We start from the raw sequence: 15,373 nt of genomic DNA on the forward strand, positions 1-15,373 counted from the left end.
GGGCACGAAGCGTGAGGTGTCACATCTGGGGCTTTCACCCAGTTAGCAGACCTCCAGTGCCCGGTCGGACACCATGAGCGGGTACCATGTGGAGACATGACTGACCAGAAGCACCTCGCCCAGATCGGCGTTGTCGGACTTGCTGTGATGGGATCCAACATCGCCCGGAACTTCGCCCGCCACGGACACACGGTCGCGGTGTACAACCGCAGCCCCGAGCGCACCGATACTCTCATCGCCGAACACGGGGACGAGGGTACCTTTCTCCCCGCGAAGACGATCGAGGATTTCGTCGCCTCACTCCAGCGCCCCCGCCGAGCTCTCATCATGGTTCAAGCCGGTACCGCCACGGATGCCGTCATCAGCCAACTCGCTGACGCCATGGATGAGGGTGACATCATTATTGACGGGGGCAACAGCCTCTACACCGACACGATCCGCCGTGAGTCGGAGATGCGGGCCCGTGGTCTGCACTTCGTGGGTGCCGGTATCTCCGGCGGCGAAGAAGGTGCACTGAACGGCCCAGCCATCATGCCCGGTGGCCCCGCCGAATCCTATGAACATCTCGGGCCTCTCCTCGAATCCATCGCGGCACAGGTCGACGACACGCCGTGCTGCACCCATATCGGCCCAGATGGCGCAGGCCACTTCGTCAAAATGGTCCACAATGGTATCGAGTACGCCGACATGCAGGTCATCGGCGAGGCTTACCACCTCCTCCGCTATTCGGCGGGCATGAAGCCGAAGGAGATTGCTGGAGTATTCCGGGAATGGAATACAGGTGACCTCAATTCCTACCTGGTGGAAATCACCGCTGAGGTACTCGATCAGGTCGACGCGGAGACCGGCAGCCCGTTGATCGACGTCATCGTCGACGCTGCGGGCCAGAAGGGGACCGGTCGCTGGACCGTCAAGGCAGCTCTCGACCTCGGAATCCCCGTGACCGCTATCGGCGAGGCCGTGTTCGCACGAGCGCTGTCCGGTGCACGTTCCCAGCGTGCAGCGACAGCAGGGGTTCTCCCTTCGGGGACCGTTGCGGGACCGGTCTCCGCCGATGAGCGGGAACGCTTCGTGGAGGACGTCCGACGGGCGCTCTATGCTTCCAAGCTTGTGGCTTATGCACAGGGTTTCGATGAGATCCGCGCGGGATCGCAGGAGCACGGTTGGAACGTTGACCCCCGCGATCTGGCGACGATATGGCGCGGCGGCTGTATCATTCGAGCCACGTTCCTCAATCGTATTCGGGACGCATACGACGCTGACCCGGAGATCGAGTCCCTGCTGCTCGATTCCTACTTCACCGGTGAGATGGTGGATCTTGTCGATTCATGGCGCCGGGTTGTCATCACTGCAACTCGCCAGGGGTTGCCGGTCCCGGTATTTGCATCTTCTCTGTCCTACTATGACAGTCTCCGTGCAGAGCGGCTCCCTGCAGCTCTCATCCAAGGGCAACGAGACTACTTCGGTGCCCACACCTATGAAAGAACCGACCGTCCCGGACACTTCCACACGTTGTGGTCCGGAGACAGGTCAGAGGTCCAAGACTAAATGACAACTTTTTCCGATCTCGGTCTGCCCACACCCGTCGTTCATGAACTGAAGCGACAGGGCATAACCGAACCCTTCCCCATCCAGGCTGCGGCCATCCCGGACGCACTGAGCGGGCGGGATGTTCTCGGCCGTGGGCCGACCGGCTCGGGTAAGACCTTCACCTTCGGTCTCCCCATGCTCACCCGCTTAGCTGGGTCCGGATCCTCCAAGCCAGGACGTCCCCGCGCCCTGGTCCTCGTCCCTACCCGGGAACTCGCGGCCCAGGTCAGAGAGCGTCTCGACGCTCCGGCGCAAGCACTCGGTCTCCGTGTTCTCGAGGTCGTCGGCGGAGTGAACATCAAACGCAACATCAGCGCACTCGCCCGTCCCGTCGACCTCCTCGTCGCGACACCGGGACGCGCCCAGGACCTGATCAACCAAAAAATCCTGTCCTTCCAGGATGTCGAAATCACCGCCCTCGACGAAGCTGATCAGATGGCCGACATGGGGTTTCTCCCGCAGGTCCGCAAGCTCATGGATCTCACCCCGGAAAGTGGACAGCGACTTCTCTTCTCCGCGACGCTGGACGGTGACGTGACAAAGCTTGTCAAACGCTATCTCCACGACCCGGTGACGCATTCCACCGCGCCCGTCGGCGCCTCCGTCGACACCATGTCCCACCACCGCCTTCTTGTCGGCGACCGCGACAATCGCAGTGAGGTCGCCGCCGAGATCGCCGCCCGCGCCGGGCGCACCATCATGTTCATGCGCACCAAACACGGTGTCGACAGGCAGGTGAAAAAATTCCGTCGCGTCGGTATCAATGCCGTCGGTCTACACGGAGACAAAGGACAGAACACCCGAGCCAACGCTCTCGCGGGTTTCGCTGACGGAACGATCCCGGTTCTCGTAGCCACGGATATCGCAGCCCGTGGAATCGACATCAACGATGTGTCCCTTGTTGTCCATATTGATCCTCCAGCCGAACACAAGGCTTATCTCCACCGTGCCGGACGTACCGCCCGCGCCGGAGAGAAAGGGACCGTCGTCACGTTGGTCACTGACGAGCAGGTCGCCGAAATCCGCACCTTGTTCAAGAAAGCCGGAGTCACCGCCGATGAAATCAGAGTGACTCCGACGTCCCCCGAACTCGCAACCATCACAGGTGCTCGGCCTCCGTCAGGTCAGCCCCTCACGAATCCGGGGGCCAAGCAACAGCAGTCCCGGAGTCAGGGCCGTGGAGGCGCCAGAGGTGTCCCTCCCAAGCGTCGACGCTCCGCACGCCCCTCCGGAGACTCAGCGGCAGCTAGGGGAACCGGCCAGGCACGCGGTAAGGTCTCCCCCAGCGCTGAACGCACCGTCGACCGCAAACCCCGGCCGGAACCCGGTGCAGATGGTACTCCGCGTCGCCGACGCCGCCGCTGACCGCGTCCCCTCCACCCATACGATTGGCTCATGGACATACTCCTCAGCATTCTCGCCCTGATCGGGTTCATCGCCCTGACCGTCGGGACCGGATTCTTCGTCGCCATCGAATTCGCACTCACCGGCTTGGAACGATCCAGCATCGAGAACCATGTGGCGAACAAGGGCGATGCCCGGGCGAAACACATTCAGAAAGCGCACAACGATCTCTCCTTCGAGCTGTCGGGTGCGCAGCTCGGTATCACGATCACCACCCTCGCAACGGGTTATCTCGCGGAACCGGTGCTGGCGCAGTTCTTTGATCCGCTTCTTGAGCTCTTCGGTCTGAGCGAGGCGGCCGCGCGGCCCATAGCACTCGTTCTGGCGATGGTCGCGGCAACGCTGCTGTCGATGGTCTACGGCGAGCTCGTGCCCAAAAACCTGGCGATCACCGACCCCCTCATGGCGGCGAGAATCACGGTCGGCCCCGTCCGCATCTTCAACAAGATATTCAGGTGGTTCATCAAATCCCTGAACTCAACCGCGAACTGGCTGGTGCGTCGGATGGGCATCGAACCCGCAGATGAGCTGGCATCCGCACGTAGTGCCCAGGAACTCGGTGCTCTCGTCCGGAATTCCGCGAAACACGGTGGTCTGGACAAGTCGAAAGCCATCATGCTGGACAGAAGCCTCAAGTTTGGAGAGGCAACCGCTGAAGAGTTTATGACCCCACGTTCCACTATCGAGGATCTCGATGTCGATGACACCGTCGAGGATCTACTCAATCTCGCTCTGTCCACCGGTCACTCCCGTTTTCCAGTAACGGATGGAGACCTTGACGCGACGGTGGGTGTCGTCCATGTGAAAGAGGCTTTCGCGGTACCTCGAGAGAACCGTGCCAGAACCAGCTTACGAACTCTCGCACGCCCTATCCCCGTCATTCCCGCAAGTCTCGATGGCGACGCAGTACTCGACGCTGTACGTTCTGCAGGTTCCCAGGTTGTACTCGTAGCGGACGAATACGGTGGAACCGCAGGAATCGTCACGATCGAGGACGTCGTCGAGGAAATTCTCGGCGAGGTGTACGACGAACATGACGATGCCGACGCCGAGCGCGACTACGTCCAGAACGGAGCTAACTGGGATGTTTCGGGACTCGTCCGCGTCGATGACCTTCCGGAGAAGACCGGCTACTTCGCCCCGGATGGACCCTACGAAACCCTCGGCGGTCTCATCATGGCAACGCTCGGACAAATCCCCCGTGCCGGGGACATCGTCTTGCTCCCCCAGACAGGGAGGGATTCGATGGACGAATTCGAATCCGGCATCCGTGGGCGTTGGATCGCCCGGGTCACAGTCATGGATGAACGACGCGTAGAACGCGTCTACCTCACCCCCATCACCGACGAAGAAGCGGAGCAGTACGCATGAGTGACTATTCAGCGGTCTTATTCGCTGTCGTTCTCCTCGCGATCAACGCATTCTTCGTCGGCGCCGAGTTTTCCCTGATTTCATCCCGCCGTGATCGGCTCGACTCCCTGATAGCACAGGGAAAGACACGCGCTCGGTCCGTTCTGTGGGCTTCGGAGCGACTGTCGATGATGCTCGCTGGTGCTCAATTCGGCATTACCATCGCTTCCCTTCTTCTCGGTAAAGTTGCGGAACCGGCAATCGCACACCTCATCGAGGGGCCTGCACACCTCTTGGGTCTACCGGACAATCTTCTACACCCGGTCGCGTTCGCCGTCGCACTCGGAATCGTCACCTATCTTCACATCGTGCTGGGTGAGATGGTTCCGAAGAACATCGCACTCGCCGGGCCCGAGTCCGTCGCAATGGTTCTGGTCCCACCCCACATGTTATTCGTCAAGGTCACCCGCCCGGTTATCGTGGCGATGAACTGGTTCGCCGGAGTGACCCTGAAAATGTTCGGCATCGAGCAGCGCGAAGAAATGGATACCTCGGTTGGGCCACAGCAGCTGGCAACGATGATTACCGAATCCCGTTCCGAGGGTCTACTCGACGCCGAGGAACATGCCCGCCTCAACAAGGCATTAAAATCTGACAACCGGACGATCAGAGAAGTTCTCATCGCGTGTCCGAATGTCCACACCCTCGACTTCGGGGCGAAGGGCCCCACCTTGGGTGCAGTGGAGCATGCAGTCAGTGAGACCGGATACTCCCGTTTCCCGATTACCGGAGTTGCCGGGAACTACGTCGGATACATACATGTCAAGGATATTCTCGATCGGATGGTCTCTCCCACCGCGACGCTCAAAGACGTCGTGAAACAGTCCGAACTACGGCCACTCATCACTGTCGAGGCTGCAGGAACCCTCGACGACACGATGCGGCTGATGCGACGACGCTCCGCACATATGGCCCAGGTTCGTGATGAGCGCGGTGAACTCATCGGCATCGTCACCCTGGAGGATCTCATCGAAGAATTCGTTGGTACGGTCCGAGACTGGACCCACGAAGAGGCATGATGCGCATGGAGATCCTGACGCCAGATCAGTGGCTTCCCCTCGCATCCGCTCACGCAGAACGCGCCCACGACTTCACCGCCGACCACCTGAGACGGCGTAGCCGCGGTGAGAAGCATCCCGTCTGGGATTTTCTCTTCGACTACTACCCTGTGACGCCCGCTCAACTCGCCAGGTGGCATCCCGGTGCGGGAGTGAGGCTCACCGGTGACTGCCCTCATAGTGAATGGCGCGATTACGAAACCACCGTCGATGGATCTACAGGTGTCGACATCACCGGACTGTGGGATCGGCGGAGTAGATCCTTCCACTACATCCGTGAGCTTCTCTCTTCCACCGAAGAAAATACGGCACACTTTGACTGCCTGGGGTTACATGAATGGGCAATGGTCTACCGGACTGAAACCCCCCGTCACGATCTGCCACTCCGGCTGGGACAAAGTGGCACCAACTCTGTCGTCGAGAAGCACCAGATCCGGTGCACCCACTACGATGCATTCCGCTTCTTCACCAAACCTGCCCGGCCCCTGAACATCACCCCGCTGAGTAGGGAGGGACAGCTCCGAAAGGAACAACACGGGTGCGTCCACGCCACGATGGACCTGTACAAGTGGGCGAGTAAACTCGTTCCACTCGTACCCGGAGATCTGTTTCTCGACTGCTTCGCGCTGGCCCGTGCAGCCCGTGTCCTGGATATGGAGGCATCACCCTACGATGTTCGGGGTCTCGGTTTCGGTGTGGTACCGATCGAAACCACCGAAGGAAAGCGTACCTACATCAACCGGCAACGCGACCTCTCCCGACGCGCAGCACCTCTTCGCCGTAGATTGATCAATCTCATTGATGCAGCAAGTAGAGTTGCTCTGTAGATGCCTTCCGGTCAAGATGTTGACCCGTGCTACTCAGAGGAGAAGGCGGGAGAGAAAACAGTCAGGAGAACGACATGGGACGACACGCAGACGGACATGATAACTGGCGGCTGTCCCGAGAACTCATTATCGGATTGATCAGCGTCGGGGTGATTGTCGGCGTCATCATGTGGTGGATGGGCATGCGGACCGAGACCCATCGCAGCCATGTGACTTCCTCCCCTCCCTGTCTGAACGGCACACTCACGCTTCCGATCCAAGCGGAGCCCTCCCCTCATGTCGACGAACTACTCTCCAACTACCGAAACTCTGCTCCAGTCGTGCGGGACTACTGCATAGATCCCCAGATCGTCCCGATGGAGACTGATGCCGCCCTAACTCTTACATCCAGCCCAGAGTCCGTCACCCGTGCCGCGCTCAACGCGGTGGATCGTTCTCCGGCCTCTGACACATGGCCGATCGTGTTCACCCAGGCAATCGGTGTCGCACACACCGGTGACATCGCCGTCACCGGTGAAAACTGGAATGAACTGGCGACACAAGGCATCGTGATCCCGACCGGGACTGACCCTTACGCCCGGGCCGTCATGGCCTCCGCGTTGTCTGGCGGAGACGCCGACAAAGGGGTCGAGCTCCTCCGCAACGATCACCCGCTCAGCGTTGAAGAGGCTGTGGCGGACGGTACTCCACTTCTTGCCGTCACGGAGGACTTAACCCCGGAAGGCTATTTCTTTTACTCACCTGACGATCTCCCCATCAGCACGGTCGCTGTTCCACTGACCGCCACGGATCGGGTGAACGAGGAACAGGCGAGGGCTGCGGCAGACTTCGCCAGATACGCTGCGGAACATGTCGAACAGACCCAGCCAACAGAACGGCAGCGACAACTGCTCACCACAGCAGAAGTCATCAGTGAACGCTTCGCGACAGTACCGGAGGAATCTCGGGGTTCGGTGGACTCCGGTGCCGACACACTCGTACTTCTGGACACTTCAGGCAATATGGACGAACTCCTCGATGGTCACCGGATAGCAGGCGAAGTTGCACGGCTCCTTGATCCCCTAATTCTTTCTGTCGGACGTGCCGGAGGCCGGGTTGCACTGTGGAACTACTCGTCGCCCTTGTCACCCGGCGTGACGAAAGGCTGGCGGGACAATATCAGCTTCCTTGATGATTCAGCCGGTATCAATGCAGCACAGGCGGTCAAGGGGTTTGGAACGGGTGGTGTTCCTCTAACGAGGGAAGCGGTTCCGGCTGCCCTTGACGCGGTGTCAGAGCATGCCCGCGAAACCGGTGGCCCGGTCCGCTTCATCATCATCACTTCCGGTTCTGTGGATGACATCAGCGATGGCGCTTTCCGTACTTCACTCAGCACACGAACCTCTGATCTGGTCACCCCGGAGGTGGTACACGTCGGTACCGGCCCCGTGGATCCGATTCTCGCAGAATGGGCGACATCCCGCGGAGGGAACAACTTCGTCTCCGAAATGACGGTCGCATCCATCGCCGAGCACCTTCAGAACGCTTTCGGCGTGGAGCGCCCCTGATCGAACGGCCCCGCTCTTCAGTACGTCTTGCAACCCCAGTACACAAAAACCACCCCGGAAGGAGAGAAATCCTGGGGTGGTTTAGAGTCCGGGTCCGCCGCAAAACGCATGCGGGTGGGAACAGCTTTAAGAGGCGTTACGACGACGGCGACGCGCAGCTAGCTCATCTTCAGCCACGATCATCGCAGTATCGGAATCCTGATTGACACGCTCGTGGGGGAAAGCGGAGATACTTCCGGTGAGTTCTTTCATGATCCCGGGGACAGCGATGCCAAACACACCCTGCCCACCACCGAGAAGGTCAATGACCTCTTCTGCCGAACGGCACTCGTATACCGTGGTTCCGTCGGATACCAGAGTAATCGTGGCGAGATCCTCGACACCAAGATCACGCAATTTCTCCACAGCCTGACGAATATTCTGGAGTGAGATACCCGTATCAAGCAACCCCTTGACGATCTTCAGTACGAGGATGTCTTTGAAGGAGTAGAGCCGCTGCGATCCGGATCCCCGAGCAGAGCGAATCGAGGGAACGACCAGATCCGTCCGAGCCCAGTAGTCGAGCTGACGGTACGTGATGTTCGCTACCTGACAGGCCGTAGGAACCCGGTATCCGACTTCCTTATCGGGCCCCAAATCAAACAGTGTCTCCTGAACGGGGCGGGTGGTATTGCTCATGAATCTCTCCTGTGTGATCTAGCTTCCTGCAGCTCATTCTTCGGTAAGACTAGTTCAGCGTCAAGGAGCACTGCGGCGACACGCCGGTAACTTAAACCTCAACTTTAGATTTAAGTATTGGGGTCATCATTGCCACCATCCCCATCACGGCCATCACCAGTAACATCACTGTCATTCACCGTGTTGTCGACCCCGCCCTGTTCCCGATCAAGCACACTCGATGAGCTTCCAGTTTCACCCCCGGTTCCGCCCCCGGACGAACCCGAATCCGTATCGTCTGCCGACGATACCGCCCCCAGGAGATCAGCTTCGAACACCCCGAGGGATTCCATGAGCTGTTCGAAATCCGCATCCGCTGCGGCGTCTCCGGACGCGGAAACAACCTCCGCAGTAGGAAGATCGCCGCTCGCCGAAGAGAAGTCCATAGATCCGTCAAACAGCGATTCCGGCGATGCATCGCCGAGATACACGGATTGGGAGACGAGGACGGAGCGGTTGACGAGAATGGGGTAACCGGCAGTCAACGCCAGCAAGACACCGTCCGAAGCTCTTGCATCGACCATCGCGTACTCCGCATCCGGATGATCAAGCCCCGTGTGAATTTCAGCGTTGAAGACTCCCTGCCAACAGCTACTGATCTGGATGTGGGGTTGTCCTCCACCAAAACCGGTCAACAACGACTCAATGATCTCGTGAGCACCAGGACGTCGTTGAGAGGTTCCCTCCGCCAGAGCTTTCAGTGTCACGGCCTGCGCTGTATCTATCCAAATGGGAAGTACCCGTCCGGTACCAGGCCAGTCGAGAACCATGCAGGTAAAGCTCTCCGGCCCGGCGACATAAACGCCACGGTACGTGACCTCGACCGGCTCATCCTCGTTCATCGAATACCTCATGACCTTTCTACGGACGGCGATATGGCTTCTACCTGGAAGTCGGACAACACCAGTCTCTCAGCCAAGTTCGTCGCGCAGGGCGTTCTTCACCAGTGACGCATGGAGGGAGACGACGAGAGCGGTCATTTGCTGGGAAAGCTCCTCAGCTCGCTGACGAGCACCCTCACCTTTCGATTTTGCCACTGGTGCGGCGACCTGGCCGATGAGACCAGCCTGACGGTTCGCTGTGGTTCGTAGGCTCTTCAGATGGCGGACATCAAAACCAAATTCGCCGAGTGCACTAGCTGTGTGCACGATTCGGACATCATCTGCGGTAAAGAAACCGGATTCATCCGTCCGGATCAGACCAGCACCCGCCAATTCGGTGACGAAATGCTCCTCAACACTGGCCTGGGACGCAACGTCAGTTGCGGTCAGCCGGGTGAGAACTGGTGCACGAAAGTTCTCCGGGCTGATCAGAGGAGCTGCTTCAGATGTGGTGAGGATCGCGGTGACGGCACCCGAGTCCATGGCCTCCAACTGCTCACGGATAACCTTGAGCGGTAAATAATTATCCCGCTGCGTAACCAGAATGTAGCGCAGCCGTTCCACATCACTCTCCGTGAAACGGCGGTACCCGGACGCCGTCCGCTGAGGGGTGATCAGGCCCTCGGACTCCAGAAACCGGATCTTGGACACCGTCACATCAGGAAATTCGGTGCGCAGATGATCCAGAACCACCCCAATGGACATGGTTTTGGTGGGCTTCGAGGAACGGGTACCCGGGGCGTTGTCGCCTGCGGTCTTTCTTAGGGCAGTCACGTGCGTGGTCACTCGGATTCGTCGGATCGGGTTATCGGGAAATCTGGGAATGCCTCCCGCAGAATTTCCACGGGAGACGGCATCCTCGGTGGTGTGTCCGTGTGCGGGCTACTTCGTCGGCCCGGCAAGGAAAACCAGACGGAATTTTCCGATCTGGACTTCATCACCACTGGAGAGAACTTCAGAGTTCTTCGGCTCACGGTTGACGTATGTTCCGTTCAAACTGCCGACATCGACGACCTCGAAACGTTGATCGGCGGCTCGAAACTCAGCGTGGCGACGGGAAACTGTCACGTCATCGAGAAAAATATCGCTTTCGGGATGACGACCGACTGTCGTGGTCGGCTGATCAAGCAAAAAACGGGAACCGGCATTCGGTCCTCTCTTGACCACCAGAAGCGCAGCACCTGCAGGCAGGTTCTCCGTCCCGGTTATCCCGGTGGTGTTCGCGGGAGATCCGGCAGCCGCGCCGGATTCCATCTCTTTGAGCAGGTCAGCGCGGAATACCGAGGTGGTTTCGGCCTGTGCCTCGGGAAAGCCGGTGTTGTCGCTCATGTAAAACCTCCGGATCGACGTTAAATCACAAAAAACTAGCGTTGACTCTCATCATAGCGGGTACCGGGCGTCTCCGGTGGCTCAGCCCTGCACCCCCTGGCCTGCACCCCCTCTGGCGTGCGGTTATCACGCGACCCGACCCACTCACCGGAACATCGAGGTGATGGACCCCATAACCGAGTTACCTGCACCCGACAGAGGATTGTCGTTGACCATGTAGGTCCATGTCGCTGAAGGACGCATCAGTCCCTGATCCTTCAGATGCGCGCCGTCCACATCGATCCGGATGCTCCGGAAGGTGTCCACGGCATCAGCCATCGCACGTTGCGCCAGTTCCTTGAATTCACTCACCGCAATCCGGTGAAATTCGTCGATGGGTGTCTCCCGTGCTATCGCCCTGAGGTGAATTGACTCTCTGATGTCATCAAGTAACGCCAGATGTTCCGACCACGCGCTATCGAGATGGTAAAGCATGATCTCCCGAGCAGCCGTCACCAGCACCTCCGAGGGCAGTTTCTTCACGAGCTCCGCAGCGCGGTCAGGCGCCCGCTGTGACAGGGAGTCCCAAGCTGCCGCAGTATCCAGGATCTCAGCACGTCGGCCGTCGATGATCTCTCGTTGGTCCGCGATCAGTTTGTTGTATTTCCAGGTCTGGGAGTGGATCTCGAGCAACTGGCCCTCGGTGACGCGCTGACAGTGCTCGACGAAGTCCCGGATACGCTTCGAATCGATCTCCCCGTTCGCATCAGGTGTTGCAGTGACTTCCTCCCCCGCACCACCGGTGGTAACGACATCATCTTCGAGAGAGACAAAGAATAAACTGAATCCGGGATCCCCCTGCCGTCCGCCGCGACCACGCAACTGGTTATCGAGGCGAGACGTACGGTGGCGGGAGGTACCGATGACGGCTAGGCCCCCAAGCTCGGCGACACACTCACGATCTGCTTCGTCGGCGCCACCGAGTCGGATATCGGTCCCACGACCAGCCATCTGTGTGGAAACGGTCACTCTACCGAGATCGCCGGCCTCGGCGATGATACGTGCCTCCTCCGCGTCATTCTTCGCGTTGAGTACCGAAACCTCGATGTCGTGTTCCCGCAATCTAGCAGCGAGTTCCTCGGATTCTGCGACGTCCTGGGTACCGACGAGAACCGGTTGACCCGTCTCGTGAATACCACGAATCTCCTCCACGATGGCGTCGTTCTTCTCCGTGAGCGTCGCGAATATCCGATCAGCCTGGTCGAATCGTCTCAGTTCTCGGTTCCGTTCGATCACCGATACCCGCAGATCATAGAACTGACGAAGTTGATCGGTGGCCTCCACGGCGGTTCCGGTCATCCCACAGACCGTCGGGTAACGCCCCATCAACGCCTGAAGTGTGATCGTGTCCAGAATCCGACCTCCCTCAGTGACGACGAGGCCTTCCTTCGCCTCCACTGCGGCCTGTAGGCCGTCCGGCCAGCGTTGGAGATCCGCGACCCGGCCGCGAGAAGCGTCGATCAGGGCGACCTTTCCGTCACGGACGATGTAGTGCACGTCCCGTATTAGTAGTTCCCGCGCATGTAGAGCGAGATTGACCTGCACGAGCGTGGTTCCCACATGCTCATCGTCGTAGAGCGAGCTGATTCCGAGGGCGTGCTCCACCTTAGCCGCGCCTTCATCGGTGAGGAACACATTGCGTCGTTCGTCATCAGGGCTGTAATCGGTACCCGGGTCCAGTGTCCGGACGACTTCGGTGATCCGGCCGCGTGGTGCGCGACCGGGCTCACTGCCTGCCAGGACGAGCGGAACGAGCGCCTCGTCGACCAACACAGAGTCAGCCTCGTCGACAATTGCCACATCAGCCCCCCGCTGTACGGCCTGAGAGCGATCCGTGATCATCTGGTCCCTTAGCACATCGAACCCGATCTCATTGACCGGACCATAGACAATATCCCGAGCGTAAATCTCGCGTCGTTCCTCCGTATCCAGTTTCTCCGAGATCGCACCGGCGGTCAGCCCAAAGAACTCGACCAGCGGAGACATCCAGTCCGCATCTCGCTTCGCCAAATAATCGTTCACGGTGATACAGTGCACACTCTTTCCGGTCAATGCGAAACCTGTCGCAGCCATTGCACCGACGAGAGTCTTCCCCTCTCCCGTCGCCATGTGGACGACATCTCCTTCCAGCAACCGAAGCGTCGCCTGGGATTGCACTGCGAACGGAGTCATTCCCAGAGTTCTCCCGGCGGCCACACCGAGCACCGCGAGAAGAGCGGCAGGATCCTTGATGGCACCACCATCTGTCAGATCACGCGCTCTGTCAGCGAGTGCGGCATCATCGAGGATCTCCAGCTCCTCATTGATCGCCCGCGCCTTGTCGACGATCGCACGGCTCCGTTTCTGGTTACGGCTCTGTTGGCCGCCCATAGCCTTCCAGAACCAGTTGAATCCTGCCACGTGGGACATCCTTTGACTCGTCGATGGGGACAGCGGTCACTCTTCAGGGACTGCTCACTGTCGTACTAGTAGCTACCACGACCTTAACCAACACACGCCCCACACGAGATCCGACCACTACTTAGCGGAGCATCGTCCTCTGGAATAGAGTGGCCCTGACACTGGGCGACGGCTGAATCAGGCCACGGAAATCCCAGCTACACACAGCAACCGAAAGCGAGCACCCGTGCATTCCGTCAGCGTGAAGCTGCCCGGCAGTTCCGGACAGATGATGGCCGGAACTCTCGACCTTCCCGATACCCCGCCGACAGCGTGGGCGATGTTCTCCCACTGCTTCACGGGTTCACGATTTACTCCGGCCGCATCCAGGGTGTGCAAGACCCTGGCGGAACAGGGTATCGCGTGTCTCCGTTTCGATTTTCCCGGTCTCGGGCAGTCTGAGGGGAGTTTCGCAGAGACATCATTCTCCTCGAATGTCGCAGATCTCGTCGCAGCCTACCGTTGGCTGGATGAGAACCACTCTGCACCACAACTACTCATCGGACATTCACTCGGCGGTGCGGCAGCATTGAAGGCAGGTGCACAGATGCCTAAACTGCGCGCTGTCGCAACCATCGGAGCACCATTTGATCCGGCACACTCCGTCCTCCACTTTGCGGACCGGATCAGCGAGGTCGATGCTGCCGGAGCAGTCACTCTGACCCTCGGCGGCCGCGAGTTGACCATCTCCCGTGGTTATCTCGAGGACCTCGCAGAGATCAATCCCGAGGAATATCTAGGCCGCCTGCGTCGCCCACTTCTTCTCCTCCACGCACCGACGGATCAGACTGTGGGAATCGACAACGCCCAGAAGATCTTCCAGTTGTCCCGTTACCCGAAGTCACTGATCGCCCTCGACAAAGCCGACCACCTCTGCACCCGACCGGGTGTCGCGCAACGGGCCGCGAACCTGATCCGGACCTGGGCCGATCCCTATCTCAGTGGTGAATCCGGAGATGGGGATACCGATGTCATGCCGGAGGGAGTGGCCGAAGCACGGTCCATCCCTGCAGGGAAGTTCACCGACCTGGTTCGTATCGAGCACGAGACGATCACCACTGACAGGGAACGTTCCCTGGGTGGGCGGAACCTCGGGCTCTCGCCCACCGCACTGCTCATCGCCTCACTTGCGTCCGCGACATCCCAGTGCGTCCGGATCGCAGCCAAGGAAGCTCGGATCCATGGTCTGGATGATGTGAAGGTGACGGTGTCCCGAGTTGTCGGCTCCGATGACGAGTCCACGGTTCTACGTCGCCGGATCGAACTTATCGGCGACCTTGACGACGAACAGCGCAACGAACTTCTCTCAGCGGCACGGACGAGCGTGATCGAACGGATCATCACCGCATCGTCTGAACTGATCGACGGAGACAACTGAGGTGCTGCACTCTGTTCTCGACGCTACTGACAGGTGCCCATGTGGCAGCGGGGATACATACGGAAACTGCTGCGCGCCGATTCTCACCGGTCACCGGAAGGCTCCGACTGCGGAAGCTCTGATGCGTTCTCGATACTCAGCATTCTGTATCGGAGATGTTCCGTATCTGCTGTCGTCCTGGCATCCGGATACCCGCCCGGATGGCCTGGTCATGGATGACAGCACGAACTTTCTCCGTCTCGTCATCCATGACACGGCCGGTGGTGGACCATTCGATCAGACGGGGTACGTGCACTTCACGGCGTATTACCGGAGCATTGACGGCAGATCGGGCTCATTGGAGGAGAAGTCCATCTTCGTCCGTGTCAGTGGACGGTGGTTCTACGTTGGCGACTGATGGTGACTTCGGGCTCATCATCTAGCCCGATTTTTCCTATCGTGGCCTGCGGATTGGCGCTATCCCCGGATATTGTTGTAATCTATGGCAGTTGCTCCGGTAGATATCGGAAACAACAGCGGACTGTGGCGCAGCTTGGTAGCGCACTTGACTGGGGGTCAAGGGGTCGCAGGTTCAAATCCTGTCAGTCCGACCAAATGAAGGGCCGATGTTTTCAAACATCGGCCCTTCATTTTTACTTCCTCTTCATGTGGCCAGTGTAGCGGTGTTCCATACCCCACACCGTCCGACAATTTTCCCACCCCAGCCACCGGTAAAATGACCCAGATCCACTACCCAGAAGCCCCATCGATCCAT

General features: G+C 59.3%; 13 protein-coding genes and 1 tRNA gene. 9 read left to right on the forward strand and 5 right to left on the reverse strand.

Annotated features, from left to right (window positions below):
* Window positions 1-96: 96 nt before the first annotated feature.
* From gndA to QWU43_RS04145, 6 genes are all read left to right on the forward strand, one after another.
* Complete coding sequence (gndA, locus tag QWU43_RS04120; RefSeq protein WP_370914233.1) at window positions 97-1,548, forward strand: NADP-dependent phosphogluconate dehydrogenase; 1,452 nt, start codon at window positions 97-99, stop codon at window positions 1,546-1,548.
* Entirely contained in the window at window positions 1,549-2,955 is a 1,407-nt protein-coding gene (locus QWU43_RS04125; RefSeq protein ID WP_370917177.1) for a DEAD/DEAH box helicase, read from the forward strand.
* A gap of 30 nt (window positions 2,956-2,985) precedes the next feature.
* Window positions 2,986-4,365 (forward strand): hemolysin family protein, encoded by a 1,380-nt coding sequence (locus QWU43_RS04130; RefSeq protein ID WP_370917178.1) that lies wholly within the window; start codon window positions 2,986-2,988, stop codon window positions 4,363-4,365.
* Window positions 4,362-5,423, forward strand: a complete 1,062-nt coding sequence (locus QWU43_RS04135; RefSeq protein ID WP_370914236.1) for a hemolysin family protein — start codon at window positions 4,362-4,364, stop codon at window positions 5,421-5,423. The genes QWU43_RS04130 and QWU43_RS04135 overlap by 4 nt, the downstream gene beginning before the upstream one ends.
* A gap of 5 nt (window positions 5,424-5,428) precedes the next feature.
* Complete coding sequence (locus QWU43_RS04140) at window positions 5,429-6,289, forward strand: 3-methyladenine DNA glycosylase (protein ID WP_370917179.1); 861 nt, start codon at window positions 5,429-5,431, stop codon at window positions 6,287-6,289.
* A gap of 74 nt (window positions 6,290-6,363) precedes the next feature.
* On the forward strand, window positions 6,364-7,836 hold the full coding sequence (locus tag QWU43_RS04145) for a vWA domain-containing protein (RefSeq protein WP_370917180.1): 1,473 nt from the start codon (window positions 6,364-6,366) through the stop codon (window positions 7,834-7,836).
* 126 nt (window positions 7,837-7,962) lie between these two features.
* Here the strand turns inward: QWU43_RS04145 and QWU43_RS04150 are convergent, their stop codons facing one another.
* The 5 genes from QWU43_RS04150 to secA2 form a co-directional block, all read right to left on the reverse strand.
* A complete protein-coding gene (locus QWU43_RS04150) occupies window positions 7,963-8,514 on the reverse strand; it encodes a MerR family transcriptional regulator (RefSeq protein ID WP_370914239.1) in 552 nt (183 codons plus the stop codon).
* 110 nt (window positions 8,515-8,624) lie between these two features.
* Window positions 8,625-9,395, reverse strand: coding sequence for a bifunctional nuclease family protein (locus QWU43_RS04155; protein WP_370917181.1), 771 nt, complete (start codon window positions 9,393-9,395; stop codon window positions 8,625-8,627).
* A gap of 69 nt (window positions 9,396-9,464) precedes the next feature.
* Window positions 9,465-10,208: a MerR family transcriptional regulator gene (locus tag QWU43_RS04160; protein WP_370914241.1), complete on the reverse strand. Its 744-nt coding sequence runs from the start codon at window positions 10,206-10,208 to the stop codon at window positions 9,465-9,467.
* Between the two features lie 108 nt (window positions 10,209-10,316).
* Window positions 10,317-10,763: an oxoglutarate dehydrogenase inhibitor Odhl gene (odhI, locus tag QWU43_RS04165; RefSeq protein WP_370914242.1), complete on the reverse strand. Its 447-nt coding sequence runs from the start codon at window positions 10,761-10,763 to the stop codon at window positions 10,317-10,319.
* A 144-nt stretch (window positions 10,764-10,907) separates the two neighbouring features.
* On the reverse strand, window positions 10,908-13,202 hold the full coding sequence (secA2, locus tag QWU43_RS04170; protein ID WP_370917182.1) for an accessory Sec system translocase SecA2: 2,295 nt from the start codon (window positions 13,200-13,202) through the stop codon (window positions 10,908-10,910).
* 226 nt (window positions 13,203-13,428) lie between these two features.
* Here secA2 and QWU43_RS04175 point away from each other — a divergent pair, with 226 nt between their 5' ends.
* The 3 genes from QWU43_RS04175 (at window position 13,429) to QWU43_RS04185 (ending at window position 15,212) form a co-directional block, all read left to right on the forward strand.
* Entirely contained in the window at window positions 13,429-14,619 is a 1,191-nt protein-coding gene (locus QWU43_RS04175) for an alpha/beta fold hydrolase (protein WP_370914244.1), read from the forward strand.
* A 1-nt stretch (window position 14,620) separates the two neighbouring features.
* Window positions 14,621-15,016 (forward strand): YchJ family protein, encoded by a 396-nt coding sequence (locus QWU43_RS04180; RefSeq protein ID WP_370917183.1) that lies wholly within the window; start codon window positions 14,621-14,623, stop codon window positions 15,014-15,016.
* Window positions 15,017-15,135: 119 nt separating this feature from the next.
* A tRNA-Pro gene (locus QWU43_RS04185) sits at window positions 15,136-15,212 on the forward strand.
* Window positions 15,213-15,373: the final 161 nt, after the last annotated feature.

This window comes from Corynebacterium sp. CCM 9204 (genome assembly GCF_041357695.1).
Lineage (GTDB): Bacteria > Actinomycetota > Actinomycetes > Mycobacteriales > Mycobacteriaceae > Corynebacterium.